General features: G+C 70.9%; 12 protein-coding genes. 3 read left to right on the forward strand and 9 right to left on the reverse strand.

The annotated features are described in order from the left end of the window. Positions 1–23 precede the first annotated feature (23 nt). Together grpE and dnaK are read right to left on the reverse strand one after the other, a co-directional pair. The gene (gene grpE / locus A6I89_RS16105; protein ID WP_005517691.1) at positions 24–593 is read right to left on the reverse strand and encodes a nucleotide exchange factor GrpE; all 570 of its coding nucleotides are present in this window, start codon (positions 591–593) and stop codon (positions 24–26) included. After that, positions 590–2,431 carry a molecular chaperone DnaK gene (gene dnaK / locus A6I89_RS16110; RefSeq protein WP_005517690.1) on the reverse strand — a complete coding sequence of 614 codons (1,842 nt, stop codon included), beginning with the start codon at positions 2,429–2,431 and terminating at the stop codon, positions 590–592. The genes grpE and dnaK overlap by 4 nt, the downstream gene beginning before the upstream one ends. A 251-nt stretch (positions 2,432–2,682) precedes the next feature. On the opposite strand from dnaK, the gene A6I89_RS16115 reads away from it, so the two are divergent. Continuing rightward, entirely contained in the window at positions 2,683–3,255 is a 573-nt protein-coding gene (locus A6I89_RS16115) for a hypothetical protein (protein WP_022597871.1), read from the forward strand. After that, positions 3,252–4,667, forward strand: a complete 1,416-nt coding sequence (locus tag A6I89_RS16120) for a phytoene desaturase family protein (RefSeq protein ID WP_013417176.1) — start codon at positions 3,252–3,254, stop codon at positions 4,665–4,667. The genes A6I89_RS16115 and A6I89_RS16120 overlap by 4 nt, the downstream gene beginning before the upstream one ends. A gap of 32 nt (positions 4,668–4,699) precedes the next feature. On the opposite strand, the gene A6I89_RS24665 is transcribed toward A6I89_RS16120, so the two are convergent. The 4 genes from A6I89_RS24665 to A6I89_RS16135 all read right to left on the reverse strand — a co-directional run bounded on the left by A6I89_RS24665 (position 4,700) and on the right by A6I89_RS16135 (position 7,159). Further along, complete coding sequence (locus A6I89_RS24665; RefSeq protein ID WP_005517686.1) at positions 4,700–4,849, reverse strand: hypothetical protein; 150 nt, start codon at positions 4,847–4,849, stop codon at positions 4,700–4,702. A gap of 32 nt (positions 4,850–4,881) precedes the next feature. Then, entirely contained in the window at positions 4,882–5,121 is a 240-nt protein-coding gene (locus A6I89_RS16125; protein WP_005517685.1) for a hypothetical protein, read from the reverse strand. 251 nt (positions 5,122–5,372) lie between these two features. Further along, positions 5,373–6,266 carry a serine hydrolase gene (locus A6I89_RS16130; RefSeq protein WP_022597873.1) on the reverse strand — a complete coding sequence of 298 codons (894 nt, stop codon included), beginning with the start codon at positions 6,264–6,266 and terminating at the stop codon, positions 5,373–5,375. After that, on the reverse strand, positions 6,263–7,159 hold the full coding sequence (locus A6I89_RS16135; protein ID WP_022597874.1) for a LysR family transcriptional regulator: 897 nt from the start codon (positions 7,157–7,159) through the stop codon (positions 6,263–6,265). Before A6I89_RS16135 ends, A6I89_RS16130 begins: the two co-directional genes overlap by 4 nt. Positions 7,160–7,282: 123 nt before the next feature. Here A6I89_RS16135 and A6I89_RS16140 point away from each other — a divergent pair, with 123 nt between their 5' ends. Continuing rightward, complete coding sequence (locus A6I89_RS16140) at positions 7,283–9,091, forward strand: penicillin-binding transpeptidase domain-containing protein (RefSeq protein WP_044991410.1); 1,809 nt, start codon at positions 7,283–7,285, stop codon at positions 9,089–9,091. Here the strand turns inward: A6I89_RS16140 and A6I89_RS16145 are convergent, their stop codons facing one another. The 3 genes from A6I89_RS16145 to A6I89_RS16155 all read right to left on the reverse strand — a co-directional run bounded on the left by A6I89_RS16145 (position 9,092) and on the right by A6I89_RS16155 (position 15,098). Next, positions 9,092–10,639, reverse strand: a complete 1,548-nt coding sequence (locus tag A6I89_RS16145) for a dynamin family protein (protein ID WP_022597876.1) — start codon at positions 10,637–10,639, stop codon at positions 9,092–9,094. Next, positions 10,636–12,480, reverse strand: a complete 1,845-nt coding sequence (locus tag A6I89_RS16150) for a dynamin family protein (RefSeq protein WP_022597877.1) — start codon at positions 12,478–12,480, stop codon at positions 10,636–10,638. The genes A6I89_RS16145 and A6I89_RS16150 overlap by 4 nt, the downstream gene beginning before the upstream one ends. A 146-nt stretch (positions 12,481–12,626) precedes the next feature. After that, complete coding sequence (locus A6I89_RS16155) at positions 12,627–15,098, reverse strand: IniB N-terminal domain-containing protein (RefSeq protein WP_022597878.1); 2,472 nt, start codon at positions 15,096–15,098, stop codon at positions 12,627–12,629. Positions 15,099–15,173: the final 75 nt, after the last annotated feature.

Here is a 15,173-nt window from a genome sequence, read left to right on the forward strand (position 1 = left end):
TCCTTTCACTGTTGTGTGTCTATCTACTCGGCTGCCGCATCGGCTGCAGGCTCGCCGTCGGTGACGGTGACCATCGCCGTGCGGAGAACCCGGTCTCCGAGGCGGTAGCCCTTGCGCAGCACGTTCCCGAGCACGGGGTTGTCGCCGTTGCCCTCCATCTGCACAGCCTCGTGCAGATCCGGGGAGAACGGGTCGCCCTCCTCGCCGAACCCGGCCAGGCCGAGCCCGTCGAGCACTCCGGAGAGCTTGTCCGACAGCGCCTTCAGCGGACCCGTCTCCAGGTCGCCGTGGGCGCGCGCCCGGTCGAGGTCGTCGACGAGGTCGAGGAACTTCGACACCACCGACACCCGCTCGTCCTCGACGGCCCGATCGATCCGGGCGAGGGCGTTGCGGCGGATGTTGGCGATCTCCGCCTTCGCGTAGCCCAGCTCGGTGCTGGCCTTCTCGAGTTCGGCGGTGATGGCGCTCAGGTCGTCGGACTCCGTCGCGCCGGCCTCGGCCGCCTCCGGAGAGGCGGCCGCGGCGGTGGCGTCGGCGGTGTCCGTGACCTGGTCGTCGGCGGTCACCTCGCGCTCGGGGTTCTCCGCCGTCACTTCTTGTCCTGATCGGTCGGCTCGTCCACGACCTCGGCGTCGACGACGTCGCCGTCCTGGGCCTGTCCGGCGCCGTCACCGGCGGCGGAATCGGCGGCCTGGGCGTCGTAGATCGCCTGGCCCAGGGCCTGCGACTCGGTCGACAGCTTCTCCACCGCAGCCTTGACGGCGGCGATGTCGGTCCCGGCGAGAGCGGTCTTGACCTCGGTGATCGCGGCCTCGACCTTCTCCTTGACGTCGGCGGGCACCTTGTCCTCGTTGTCCTTGATGAACTTCTCGGTCTGGTGCACCAGCGAATCGGCCTGGTTGCGGACCTCGGCCTCCTCGCGGCGGTTCTTGTCCTCCTCCGCGTGCGCCTCGGCGTCCTTGATCATCCGATCAATCTCTTCCTTGGACAGACCGGAGCCGTCCTGGATCTTGATCGTGTTCTCCTTGCCCGTGCCCTTGTCCTTCGCGGTCACGTGCACGATGCCGTTGGCGTCGATGTCGAAGGTGACCTCGATCTGCGGCACACCGCGCGGGGCCGGCGGGATGCCGGACAGCTCGAACGATCCGAGGAGCTTGTTGTGCGAGGCGATCTCGCGCTCACCCTGGAACACCTGGATCTGCACCGACGGCTGGTTGTCGTCCGCCGTGGTGAAGGTCTCCGACCGCTTGGTGGGGATCGTGGTGTTGCGCTCGATGAGCTTGGTCATCACGCCACCCTTGGTCTCGATGCCGAGGGACAGCGGGGTGACGTCGAGCAGCAGGACGTCCTTGACCTCACCCTTGAGGACACCGGCCTGGAGCGCGGCACCGACGGCCACGACCTCGTCCGGGTTGACGCCCTTGTTGGGCTCACGGCCACCGGTGAGCTCGCGAACCAGGTCGGAGACCGCCGGCATACGGGTGGAGCCACCGACGAGCACGACGTGGTCGATGTCCTTGACGGCGATGCCCGAGTCCTTGACCACGGCCTGGAACGGCGCGCGGGTGCGGTCCAGCAGATCGGAGGTGATCTTCTGGAACTCGCTGCGGGTGAGCTGCTCGTCGAGGAACAGCGGGTTCTTGTCCGCGTCGACGGTGATGTACGGGAGGTTGATGGAGGTGCTCTGCGAGCTGGACAGCTCGATCTTGGCCTTCTCCGCAGCCTCACGCAGACGCTGCAGGGCCATCTTGTCCTTGGTGAGGTCGATGCCGTTCTGCGCCTTGAACTTGTCGACGAGCCACGACACGACGCGCTCGTCCCAGTCGTCGCCACCGAGGTGGTTGTCACCGGAGGTCGCCCGGACCTCGACGACGCCGTCGCCGATCTCCAGCAGGGACACGTCGAAGGTGCCGCCACCGAGGTCGAAGACCAGGATGGTCTGTTCCTTCTCGCCCTTGTCGAGGCCGTAAGCCAGCGCGGCCGCAGTGGGCTCGTTGACGATGCGCAGGACGTTCAGGCCTGCGATCTGTCCGGCCTCCTTGGTGGCCTGGCGCTGCGCGTCCTCGAAGTAGGCGGGGACGGTGATGACCGCGTCGGTGATCTCCTCACCGAGGTAGGCCTCGGCGTCACGCTTGAGCTTCATCAGCGTGCGGGCGCTGATCTCCTGCGGCGTGTACTTCTTGTCGTCGATCTCGACGGTCCAGTCGGTGCCGATGTGGCGCTTGACCGAGCGGATGGTGCGGTCGACGTTGGTGACCGCCTGATTCTTGGCGGGCTGACCGACGAGCACTTCACCGTTCTTGGCAAAGGCGACGATCGACGGGGTGGTGCGCGAGCCCTCGGCGTTGGCGACCACTACAGCTTCGCCGCCTTCGAGCACAGACACGACCGAGTTGGTGGTCCCGAGGTCGATTCCGACCGCACGAGCCATAGTGATCCCTCACTTCCCTCTGTTGCAGCTTTGTGAGCTGCGGTTTCCGATCCGTACACTGACCTGACGAACCTCAGATGAGCGTATTCGGCTCAAGTTTGCATCCGACCTCGATCGAAGTCAACTCCAAAGTTGAGTCTCTTACACTCAGGTTCTCGATAGGCTCAACGGGCGCGGTGGCGAGTTTGTTCCCGGCCCGTCGAACGTTCCGGTTCCGCCGATTCGTTCCCCACGCTGGATACGATTCGGACGTGGACACCACCGGCGAACCCGAGGCCACCGCGCACCGCCCCCGACCGCCCCGTCCGGACGTAGCGGTCGCGCCGCTGCACGTCCGCGCGGTCGATCCGGGTACCGCACCGCGGAGCCTGCGCGCGGCGGTCACCACCTGGGCCCTCTCGGTCGCGGCGTTCGCGATCCTGGCCGGTGCCCTCGGAATCGAGTACGACGCCGTCGTCGACGCCCTCGCCTCCGGGCTCGGCTCACGCAACCCGACGGCCGACCCGACCACGGTCGACCAGGTGGCGGGACTCACCGTGCTGGGAGTCGGCGGCGTCGGACTGCTGTTGGTCCTCGCCGCCGTGCTCGGCATCGTGCGACTGCGCAGCGGTCGCGGCCGGGTGTGGCTCACCGCGGTCGCCGTCCTCACCGCCGCCGGGGCGGTGACGGCGTGGAGTGTGCTCGCCGATGCCGGCGACCTCACACTCCACGCGCTCACCTGGGCGCCGCTGCTGCAGGCCGGACTGGCCGCCGTGGGGACGGCCCTGCTCTACACGGGGGCCGCCTCGGCATGGCTCCGTCAGCGGGGTGACGCGGTCCGATGACCGAGGGAGTCGTCGTCGGCGCCGGCCCCAACGGACTGGCCGCGGCGGTGACGCTCGCGCTGCGCGGGGTGCGGGTCACCGTCTACGAGGCCGCCGACACGATCGGGGGCGGCACCCGCACCACCGAGCGACTGGCCCCGGGCCTGCTGCACGACGACTGTTCGGCAGTCCACCCGATGGGGGTGGCGTCGCCCTTCTTCCGCTCCCTCGACCTCGCCGCGCACGGGCTCGAATGGTGTTACCCCGAAATCGATCTGGCGCACCCGCTCGACGACGCGGTCGCGGCCGTGTTCGTGCGGTCCCTCGAACAGACGGCCGGCCGCCTGGGGCCCGACGGCCGGGCGTGGGCGAAACTGTTCGGCCCCATCGCCGATCGCTTCGACGACATCGCCGCCGAGGTGCTCCGTCCGATCGCCCACCTGCCCCGCCATCCGATCGCACTGGCCGGTTTCGGAATCGGCGCGCTCGCGCCCGCGACGCTCACGGCCCGACGTTGGCGCACCGACCAGGCCCGCGCCCTGTTCGCCGGGGTGGCCGCGCACGCCTACTACCCCCTCACCCGTCCCACGACGGCGGCCGCGGGGCTGCTGATGCTCGGCGCCGGCCACCGCTACGGGTGGCCCGTCGCCAAGGGCGGGTCCCGCGCCGTCACCGACGCGCTGGCGTCGTTACTGCGGGCACACGGCGGCCGTATCGAGACGGGCCGACGCGTCCGCTCGCTGGGCGAGTTGCCCCGCGCCGACGTCACGCTGCTCGACCTGTCCCCCACCGGTGTCGTGGACCTGGCCGGCGACCTCCTGCCCGGCCGGGTCGCGCGGGCGTACCGCCGCTTCCGGTACGGCCCGGCGGCGTTCAAGCTCGATCTCGCGGTGGAGGGTGGCGTCCCGTGGCGCGATCCGGCGTGCCGCCGGGCCGGCACCGTGCATGTGGGCGGCACCCTCGAGGAGATCACGGCCGCCGAACGCGACGTGCACCGCGGCCGGATGCCGGAGCGGCCGTTCGTTCTGGTCGCTCAGCAGTATCTCGCCGATCCGTCCCGCTCCGCGGGCGATGTGCACCCGGTGTGGGCCTACGCGCATGTACCGCACGGCTATCCCGGGGACGCCACCGAGGCGATCCTGCGTCAGCTCGAGCGTTTCGCACCGGGCGTGCGCGACCGGATCGTGGGCGCCTTCGCCCGGTCGGCTACCGAGATGCCCCGCTACAACCCGAATTACGTGGGCGGCGACATTGCGTCGGGTGCCAACGATCCGGTGCAGATGCTGTCCCGGCCGCGGATCGCGCTCGATCCGTACTCGACGGGCATTCCCGGCGTCTACATCTGTTCCGCATCGACACCGCCCGGCGGCGGAGTGCACGGCATGGGTGGGCACAACGCGGCACTGTCGGCGCTGCGCAGGCTGCAGCGATAGTCCGTTCCCTACTTCTCGAGAACGGGTTCGTATCAGTCGCGCTCGTCCCTCGAGTCGGGGCCGGCGTCCGTCGCCGGTCCCTGCGGGGTCGCGCCGCCCTCTTCCGCCCAGGTCCCGCGCCCACCCGGATCGGACTCGACGTCTTCTCGCGCTGTTTCACGGTTCTTCTCGTCAGGGGTCATTCGTCTCGTTCCTCCGTTCGTGTCGGGTACGGCTACGTGTACTGCGCAACCAGTCGGTCGAACTCGTCGGCGTCGACCAGCCCGGGTTGACCGATGTCGTATGCCGTCAGGAACTTGTGCACCAATCCGAAGTCCCGGCGCAGGTCCGCGCCCGAGACGCCGGCGGCCTTCGAGCTCGCGCCGCTGCCGATCATCGCGTCCAGACTCGCCGCGATCGCGTTCAACGTGACTCGGTCGGCCTCGTTGCGACTTCCCGTTCCTCGAGTCGTCATCAGATCTCCACCTCGTTTCCGCCTGTTAGTCGTTCGCAAGGTTTCCGGCCGGATCTCCATCATGACGGCTGGCGGAGTGTTCTGCTGGACAGCACTTCTCCGGCAAGGCTCGGAAACCGACCACTCACACCTGTGGACAGCTCTGTGAATGATTCACGGCTGCGGCAGGACTCGTCGGTTCTCGAGAACGTTTCCGCCACTCGAGTTGACGGGGCGAGGATTTCGCGGACCGGGTGCCGGTGCCCGCCCGATCAGACCAACTTGCGCAGTTCCGCGATCGCGGTGCGGGCCGCCTGCCCGATCGCCGCATCGGCCCTGGGCAACAACGCGTCCGCGCGAGCGGCACGCGTGAACACCGCGACCGCGAACGCGTCGCCGTCGGGAAATTCGATGACACCCACCTCGTTTCGGACCGCACCGAGCGTTCCGGTCTTTCCCGCCACCACGACGTCGGCGAACGGGAACCCGGACCGTAGGCGCGCCGTGAAGATCTGACTCGCCATCACCGCGCGCACGAAAGCCGTCTGGTCCGCGGACAGCACGGCACCGCTCCACACCGCCGACAGCAGCGTGGTCATGTCCCGCGGCGTCGTCGCGCTCGACAGCACCGGATCGTAGCCACGGGGGAACACGACGCTGTCGTTGTCGCCGATCGCGGCGAACGCCTCGGCGGGCGAACGCGTGCCGGTGTCGGCCACCAGCGACTCGAGAATGTCCGACGTGCCACCGACGATCCGGGTGGACGACAGCCCGAGGGACCGCATGGTTTCGTTCACCCGGTCCACGCCGACGCGGCGGAGCAGTTCGTCGGCGGCCGCATTGTCGGACATCGCCATCATCGACCGCGCCATGTCGCGTAGCGACATTCGCACCGGATCCGACATCTGCGAGATGCCGGTGGGTCCGGTGGTCCGGGTCGACGGGTCGAGCGTCACCTGTTCCCGCGGGTCGAGGTCGCCGGCGTCGACGAGGCGGCAGAACGCGACGACGAGCGGCAACTTGTACACCGACGCCGTGACCACCGGGTCGTCGGCGCCGACCCCGACGTCCACCCCGGCGCGACCGCCCGGCACCGGGACGGCGTGCATCCAACCGCGGACTGCGGCGTCGGCGAACACATCCGCGACGCGGCCGGTGGCCGTCACGATGTCACCTGCCCACCCGCCGCGTAGACGGCGATCCGGGTGGCGACGGCGTCGAGCACGCCGTCCGGCACGTCCGCCGACGATGACCGCAGACAGCGCAGGCGTAGCCGGATCGAGTCGTCGCCCGGACGGACCCGCGCCACTCCGGTCGCATCGAGGGTGCGGTCCGCGGTGAGCGCGAAGGCCTGGCCGGCCGCGACGAGCGCGAGGGCCCATCGGTCGTCGGGCGCGTTGACGACGTCGAGGTCGGCGCCGACGCGCGCGAACGCGTCGTCCAGCAGGTCGTACGCGGCAGGCCCGTCGGATCGTGGTGGCGACGCGAACCGCAGGCCCGTGAGCCGGGACAGCCCGCACGGGTCCTGCGCGGCGGCCGGATGCGACGCCGGGACCAGCAGCGTCAGCGGCAGCGATACGACGTCGGTACCGGTGAGCGGGTCCACCAGCGCCGGATGTTCGATGACCCCGAGGTCGAGCGCGCCCGCGGCCAGTTGGTCGACGAGGTCGGTGCTGGGCGCGATGCTCACCTCGACCCGCGCCGGCTCGTCGAACGTCCGGAGGGTCGCGGCGACATCGGCGACGAGGGGGGTCGGCACCTTCGGCATCACCCCGACCCGCAGCGTGCGGTCCTGGACCCTGCGGCGTCTGGCGGTGTCGGTGAACCGCCCCGCCTGCCGCACCAGGTCGATCGCGTCGGGAAGCAGCGCGTGCCCGCTCGCGGTGAGCACGACACCCTTCGATCCTCGGTGGAAGAGGGTGACGCCCAGCTCGCGCTCGAGCTTCTTCACGCCCTGGCTGAGCGGCGGCTGCGTCATCCCGAGGCGCGCGGCCGCGCGGCCGAAGTGTTGTTCCTCGGCCACCGCGACGAAGAATTCGAGATGTAGCAGCAGGTTCATTACGACTCTGAACTGCAATTATTCTGATCGACTATCACGCTCACCCCGATAGCATATTGGACTGGACCTGGGCGTCGATGCTTCGCTGCCACTCGGTATCGACGTCGAGCGAGCGGAGTGACGATGACCCCCATCGGGACGAACCCGGTCGGTCCGGTCGGATGGAGGCGCGGAGCGCTGGTGCTCTCCGCGGCGCTGACGCTGACGTCGTGCGGCATGCTGGGCGGGCCGGACTCCGGTGAGAAGGTGGCGAAGAAGTTCGTCGGTGCCCTCGGCGGCGCCGACGTGGCAGCGGCCGCGGCTCTCACCGACGACCCGGACGGCGCGAGCGACGTGCTGCGCCGGACGTTCGACGGCCTCGGCGAGGAGACCGACGCCGACTTCACCGTCGAGCACGCCGACGACACCGCGTTCACGTACCGCTCCGACTGGGACTTCGGCGGGGGCCGGACGTGGAGCTATTCGACGACGGTGCCACTCACCACCGCCGACGGGTCCCGGCGCGTCGACTGGTCCGCCTCGGTGGTCAACGAACGACTCCGCGGCGACCAGGCGTTGCAGTACACGCCGGTCACCGACACCCGGGCGGTGCTGGACGCCAACGGCATGGCGTTGATGGAACCGCGGACGGTCACGGTGGTCGCCGTCGAGTCGAGCGCGCTCGTGCCCACGGTCCGCACCCGCCTGGGCGCACTGCTCGCGAAGGCCGTGCCGGGATTCGAACTCGCGCCGCCCGACCCCGGTGCGCCGACCGCGCCGGACGCGCGGATCGACCTGGTGACGCTGCGCCAGGAGGACGTCGAACCGATCCGCGCGGAACTCGAACGAATTCCCGGCATCCACCTGTCCGACCAGCTGCGGCTGCTCACCGTCGATCGGGAGATGACGTCCCCGGTCGTGGCCGGGCTGCGGGCGACATGGGAGGCCCGGCAGAAGGATTCGGCGGGCTGGCGGGTCCAGGCCGTCGACGCCGACGGCGGCGTGACCGGCACCCTCGCCGGCGGCGATCCGCCCGCCGGGACGGCGATGCGCACGACTCTCGATCCCCGGCTGCAGTATCTCGCCCAGCGGGCGGTGGACACCGAGCCTCGTGCGGCCGCGCTGGTCGCCCTCGATTCCGGGAACGGCCAGGTGCTCGCGGTGGCCCAGAACGAACCCGCCGACAGGTCCGGGCCGATCGCCCTCACCGGCCTGTATCCGCCGGGCTCGACGTTCAAGACCGTCACGACGATGGCGGCACTGCAGAGCGGCGCCGTGAACGCCGACAGCGTCGTCGACTGCCCGGGCACCGCGAACATCTCCGGGCGCGTCATCCCCAACGAGAACGAGTTCGATCTGGGCCGGGTTCCGCTGCACACCGCGTTCGCGCACTCGTGCAACACCACGATGGGCCGGCTCGCGGTCGACCTGCCCGCCGACGCGCTGCAGAACCAGGCGCGCGAGTTCGGCCTGGGCGTCGACTACGTGACCCCGGGGCTGACGACCGTCACCGGTTCGGTGCCGTCGGCGGACACCCCGGCGCAGCGGGTGGAGGCCGCGATCGGCCAGGGCGAGAATCTCGCGAGCCCGTTCGGGATGGCGATGGTGGCCGCGGCGATCGCCCGCGGCAGCGCCCCGCTGCCGCAGTTCATCGGCGGCGAGACCACCACCGCCGACCACGAGCCCGACAAGCTCGACCCCGCGCACGTGCGGGATCTGAAGGCCATGATGACCGAGGCCGTCCGCAGCGGCACCGCCACGAGCCTCTCCGACATCTCCGGGCTGATGGGTAAGACCGGGACCGCGGAGTTCGGCGACGGCAAGCACTCCCACGGCTGGTTCGTCGGGATCCGCGGCACCGTCGCGTTCGCGGTGCTGGTGGTCTCGGGGGAGAGTTCCGGTCCCGCCCTCGACATCGCCGGGCACTTCCTGCGGCCGCTCGACGAGCAGTAGCTAGGCGGGCGTCACCCGCACCGAACCGGTGTCGAGGTCCAGCCGCATCGCCCCGCCATAGCCCCCGGCGCCGCCGACACCGCCCAGGTCCGCCAGCACACCCTCGGCGCTGCGGGCCGCGACGCGGCAGGCGCGCGCCGTGAACTGGTCGACCAGGGGGTGTGCGGCCCGCTCGCGCCACTTGCGCACCGCGGTGAGCCCGGCCTCCCGGCCGTCCTCGATCGACGCGTCCGCCGCCAGGCCCAGACGCTGCGCCGGATCGATGCCGAACCCGCCGATGAGCCGCTGCAATTCGGTGAGGTCCTCGGCGGAGAGCCCGGTCTCGGCGCTGCGCAGCCGTCCCAGCATCCGTAGTTCCTGGAACCCGTGGACGTCGGCGAGCAGGCGTCCGACCTCGTCGAGCAGGCGCGTCGTCGCGTCCGACGGGTGCACGGTGAGCACCCGTTCGAGCGCCACCAGCGCGGAGTGCGTCTTCAACTGTTCGGCGCGCTGACCGAACTGGACGTCGATCACCTGCCGCAGCTCGTCGAGTCCGCTGCGGGCGACCAGTTCCGCTGCCAGGCCCGGGGAATCGTTCACACCGAGCCGGATGAGCATGATCGCGAGGCGGATACCGAAGAGCCCGAACCGGTCCGCGAGCTGACGTCGCATCGCGGCGTCCACCGGGAGCGCGGCGTCGTCGCGGCAGAAGCGGTCGGCGGACAGCATCGCGAGCTGCAAATCGGCGTCGGGCACCCGGGCGAGCGCCTCGAAGGCCGCGAACTCGCTCTGCCGCAACGTGCGTGCTCCCAGCGCCAGCAGCCCGGCGACCGGAACCACGGCCTGGCACAGTCCGGTGAGCTCGAGTTCGTCGGTGAATCGCGCCGCGACCTCCTGCGCCGACATCATCGCGTCGGCCCGGCCGGCACCCACCTCGTCGGCCCGGGAGACCACACCGACCACACCGAGCGGCCCCGACTCGCCGCCCACGTGCGCACCGATCCGGCCCAGGAACTGGACGTCGGACGCGCTGAGGCTGCGCAGCAGGTAGACCACGGCGTCGGCCCCGGACACCGCGTTCTCGGGGGTGAGCATCCGAAAGGTGCGGGCCGAGACGTCCTTCGACAGCGACGACGTGCCCGGTGTGTCGATGATCGTGGTCTGCGCCAGCGCGCTGGCCGGCCATTCCACGTCCAGTCGGTCGACGCGGTCCGCGGTGAGGTCGCCGAGGTCGAACGTCAGACGTCCCTCGTGTCTGCGTACCGCCACGTTGGCCGACGCGTCGCCGTCGTAGCGGGCGGTGACCGTCGGGGTGGTACCGCTGCGGTACCACGTGACGACCCGGGTGCACTCGGTCGCGTCGGTGGGGGCGATGTCCTGCCCCACGAAGGCGTTGAGCAGCGTCGACTTCCCGGCCTTGAGCGAGCCGGCCAACGCGACGCGCAGCGGCTCCTCGAGCCGGGCCGCGCACTCGGCCAGTTGCGCGCGCGCGTCCGGGTTGTCGGAGTAGGCGGCCTTGGCGGCGGCGATCAGGTCCCGCGCGCGCCCCAGCGTCATCGCGGCGGTCATGCGGACAACTCCTCGTTCGCGGCGGAATCGACCGGAAACAGCTGCGCCGCACGGCCCTTCAAGGTCTCGAGCACGGCCATCTGCTGTTCCACCTCGCCGGCGCGTCGGGTCCGCCCGGTCGATTCGACTTTCGCCGCCTCCTGCGCGGCCCGCAACGAGTCCCCGAGCGAACGCAGCGTCTGTTCCGCGATGGCCGTGAAGTGGTCGCGCAGCAGGCGCTGGATCAGCCGCAGCCGGTCCTTGGACTCCTTGCCCACCTGGAAGCTCACGTCGTCGGTGAAACGCCGGATCGCGACCTTCGCGTCGGCCCTCCGTTTCACGACCCGGGTCTCCCGGTCGTCGCGATAGGCCTTGGTACCGAGCAGAACTCCCGCACCCACCGAGATCGGGTTGAGCAGGGTCATGCCCATCAGCGTCGTGATGAGACCGAACATCAGCACGCCGCCGTACGAGCCGCGCATCCCGACCAGCACCTTCTGGGCGATGCCGATGCGGCCCGACTCGAGATCGGAGAGCGCGGCGACGGGATCGAGCACGCTGTCGAGATCCCCGACGTCCAGGTGTGGCAGTTCCACGGTGCCCGCGTCCGCGAAGTGCTCGGCCACCACCTCCGCGAGCCACAGCGCACGCTCGTGCGCCCACACGAAGTTGTCACCCACCGACTGCGCGATCTGCTGCTCGAGCCACTCCCCCAGCTCGTCCCACTCCTTGCCCGGATCGCATTCGTCCACGGCGCGTTCGGCCTCCCGCGTCACCTGCCGAAGCCGGTCGCGCAGGTCGTGATCGATGTCCGACGCGAGATCGGCGATCCCGTCGGCGAGGGTCTGCTGCCAGCGCGACGTCTTCTTCTGCAGTTCCTCGGTGACGGCCTTCGCGCGCTGCAGCTCGGCGACGGCCGCGGCGCCCTTCGCGGGATCGCGCAGCGCCGCGAGCTCGCTGCCGAGGGAGAGCATGAGGTGCTCGACGACGGCATGGACGTCGAGCGAAACGGCCCGGCGCAGTCCACCCGCCGCATGGTCGACGACCCGTTCCCGGAGGAAGTCGTACAGCGCCGCGAAACCCGACTCGTCGTGCAGCGACCGGTCGTCGAGGCGCATCGCGTGCGAGCGCAGCAGCGACGAGACGGGCAGCAGCGGGACGTCGATGCCGGCCCGCGTCAGATGTCCGGCGTCCGCCTCGACGATCCGCCGCCAGTGCGGGTACAGGTCGGTCTTGGTGATCAGGCACGCGACGGCCGGGCACAGACCCGTCACCTGTCGGAGGAACGCCAGCTCCGGTTCGGTGAACTCCTGGCTGGCGTCGGAGAGCACGAGGACCGCGTCGGCCCCCGGCAGCAGACCCAGAGTGGCTGCCGCGTGCGGGTTTCCGTGACCGCCCACCCCGGGGGTGTCGACGAACACCAGCCCGTCGGCGAGCAGCGGGCTGGGCACACCCACCTCGAGGCGCAGCACCTCCCGGCCCTGCGCGAGCGGCGTCGACGGCGTCACCGAGTCCAGTTCCGCGAGCGGCACCTCCACCCGGCGCGTCTCCCCACCGGGCTCGGCCAGAACCAGCTCGGCGGACGCCTGTTCGGCGTGCTGCACCACCGTCGGTACCGCCGTGGTCTCGTCGTCGCCGACCGAGCACACCGAAAGGTTGAGCAACGAGTTCACGAACTGGCTCTTGCCCTGTTTGAGCTGACCGACCACCACGACCCGGAAGCGTGGGTCGACGACGCGGCGCCGGACCACTGCGAGGCGATCCACCAGATCCGCTCTGCCCGCGGACGACGCGATCTCCGACGTCCGATCGAGCAGGCTCGTGAGAGCCGATTCCGAGGTGGCGCTACCGACGTTGTCCATGAGTCCCGCTGCCCCGCTTCTCTTCCGACCTGCACGCGCACCGACGTCCACGTGCTGACTGATCCGCCGGTCCGCTGGATGCGAATCGGGGCCCCGTTCGCCTTAGCGCGCACGGGGCCCCGTTCGTTACAGACCGTGTCCTGCCGTCACGGCAGCAGATCGTGTCCCGGATCCAGCGCCGCCGCGGGATCGACCACGACCGGATCGATGTGCCCGCCCAGGTCACCGAGACCGTTCGCGAACAGGCCGGCGTCCGACTGACCCGAACCGAACGCGTCGACGTCGATCGAGGACCACGCGTTTCCGGCAGCGTCGAGCGCGCCCTGCAGCGCCGAGTTCACGCCACCGGTGAGGTCGGCCACGATGTCGCCGGTTCCTGCGATGCCCGCACCGGTCGCCGCGCCGACGCCGGTCTCGAACCCGGTGTCGAGCCCGGCGTCGAAGCCTGCGCTCGAACCGAAGTCGCCGCCGATCTGGGCATTCCCGATCGCCGACGTCGCGGCGTCCACCGCGCCGCCGAGGGCGCCGTCGAGAGCACCGGAGACGTCGCCCAGGATGTTCCCGCCGAGGTCGAGCCCACCGCCCAGGCCCGCGCCGAGCTCACCGGTGGAACCGAGACCGCCACCCACCTGGCCGCCCGGATCGACGGTCGAACCGAGACCGCCACCGGCCCCGATCGCCGCATCGAGTGCCGCGCCCAGGTCGCCGCCGAGCGAGCCGCCCGCACCGAGCAGACCGCTCAACGCACCACCCAGCTCGGTGCCGAAGCCGCCGTCGCCGGCGAGCACGCTGCCCAGGTCGAGGGAGCCACCGGACTCGAGGCCGCCGCCGAGCACGCCGCCCAACGCGGCGCCGAGATCTGCGCCCGCGGAACCGCCCACACCGAACGCGCCCTCGAGCAGGCCACCGAGGTCGGCGCCCGCACCCACTTCGAGGCTGCCGCCGAGCGCAAGTGCGCTGTCCAGCGCCGTGCCCAGCGTCGTGGTGAGCGCGCCGTCGACGCCGAGGGCGCTGCCCAGCGCGGCACTGATCGCGGCACCCAGATCACCGCCCGCACCGATCAGGCCGTCGAGGTCGAGACTTCCGCCGATTCCGCCCTCGAGCGCTCCTCCCAGTGCGGCACCGAGATCCGCACCGACCGAACCGCCTGCGGCGAGCACGGATTCGAGGGCACCGCTGAGCGCAGCCGTCAGATCGCCGCCGATGTTGCCGGCCAGCTCGGTCCCCAGGCTGCCGCCCACCGACAGCGCCGACTCGAGCGCGCCGTTCAGCGCCGCCGACAGGTCACCACCGATGCCGAGGGCACCACCGAGCGCGGTTTCCAACGAGCCACCGAGACCACCGGCGGCCTCGACCACACCGTCGAGAACGCCACCGAAGGCCGCTCCGAGCTGTGCCCCGAGGTCGCCGCCGATCCCGAACGCGCTCTCGAGTGCCGCCGTCAGACCGCCGCCGGTCGCGAGCAGGCCGGTCAGATCGAGGCTGCCCAGACCGTCCAGAGCGGCGCCGAGGGCCGCGGCGAGTTCCGTGCTGAGAGCGCCGTCCACACCGAGCGAGCCGCCCAGCAGGGCGCCGAGCGAGGCGCCGAGGTCCAGGGCCCCGTCGATGTTCACGAGGTCGGCGATGTCGATCATGCCGCCCAGTTCGAGGGCGCCGCCCAGCGCGGCACCGAGGTCGCCGCCGATCGACCCGCCGATCGACAGCGCCGATTCCAACAGGCCGCTCAGCGACGTACCCAGCTGGGCGGCGAGGTCGCCGCCCAGCGCTCCACCCAGGCTGCCGCCCAGCGCCAGGGCGCTGTCGAGTGCCGCGTCGAAGCCGGCACCGAGCCCCCCACCGAGCTCGGCGCCGGCCTCGACTGCCGCGCCCAGGAGCGCACCGAGGGCGGCGCCGAGCTCCCCACCCAGCGCACCTCCGATCCCGAATGCGCTCTCGAGCGCGGCGCTCAACCCGCCGTCGACCGACAGGAGTCCATCCAGATCCAAGCTGCCCACGCCCGCGAACGCCGCGTTCAGGGCGGCACCGAGATCGGTGACGAGCGAACCGTTGACGTCGAGCACCCCACCCAGTGCCGTGGCCAGCGCCCCACCGAGGTCGATCGAGCCGCCGATGTCCGCCAGGCCGCCCAGGTCCAGTCCGCCGCCCAGTCCCAGAGCGGCCTCGAAGGCGCCGCCCAGCGCCGCACCCAACTGCGCGCCGATCGAGCCACCGGCCGCCAGCGCCGCCCCGAGGGCAGCGGCGATGTCGCCGCCGAAGTCGAAGTCGCCGGTGAAGCCGCCCCCTGCCGCGGCGCCCAGGCCGAGACCTGCCCCGGCACCGAGTCCGAGACCGGCGCTGCCGCCGAGTCCGCCGCCGAGTCCGAGGCCGCCACCGGCGGTCGCACCGATGGTGCCGGCCGCGGTGGTGCCCGCCGCGAGGATTGCGCCGAGGTCGCCGGCCGCGCTTCCGAAGAGTCCGGACTCGGCGACCATGGGGGCGACGGCCGCGATGTCTGCGTGGCACAGGTCGCCGAGGCCCGCCGCCGCGAGCGACGCCTGCGGATTCGCGCAGTACGCAGCGGCGGCCTCCTCGTCACGAAGAAGCCGGAGGATGAAGTCGAGTACCGCGTTGCTGGCCATGGGAAAGCTCCTGACAGTAGAAAAGCAGGCTGCCACAGATTCCGTGAAGTCCGACGAGGAACCGCGGCGAGAGTG

It is taken from the genome of Prescottella equi (genome assembly GCF_002094305.1).
Taxonomy (GTDB): Bacteria; Actinomycetota; Actinomycetes; order Mycobacteriales; family Mycobacteriaceae; genus Prescottella; species Prescottella equi.

Coding starts and splice junctions, on each gene's coding strand:
- A6I89_RS16120 (WP_013417176.1), top strand. CDS start 3,252: ATGACCGAGGGAGTCGTCGTCGGCGCCGGCCCCAACGGACTGGCCGCG.
- A6I89_RS24665 (WP_005517686.1), bottom strand. CDS start 4,849: ATGACCCCTGACGAGAAGAACCGTGAAACAGCGCGAGAAGACGTCGAG.
- A6I89_RS16150 (WP_022597877.1), bottom strand. CDS start 12,480: ATGGACAACGTCGGTAGCGCCACCTCGGAATCGGCTCTCACGAGCCTG.
- A6I89_RS16135 (WP_022597874.1), bottom strand. CDS start 7,159: ATGAACCTGCTGCTACATCTCGAATTCTTCGTCGCGGTGGCCGAGGAA.
- A6I89_RS16155 (WP_022597878.1), bottom strand. CDS start 15,098: ATGGCCAGCAACGCGGTACTCGACTTCATCCTCCGGCTTCTTCGTGAC.
- A6I89_RS16140 (WP_044991410.1), top strand. CDS start 7,283: ATGACCCCCATCGGGACGAACCCGGTCGGTCCGGTCGGATGGAGGCGC.
- dnaK (WP_005517690.1), bottom strand. CDS start 2,431: ATGGCTCGTGCGGTCGGAATCGACCTCGGGACCACCAACTCGGTCGTG.
- A6I89_RS16125 (WP_005517685.1), bottom strand. CDS start 5,121: ATGACGACTCGAGGAACGGGAAGTCGCAACGAGGCCGACCGAGTCACG.
- A6I89_RS16145 (WP_022597876.1), bottom strand. CDS start 10,639: ATGACCGCCGCGATGACGCTGGGGCGCGCGCGGGACCTGATCGCCGCC.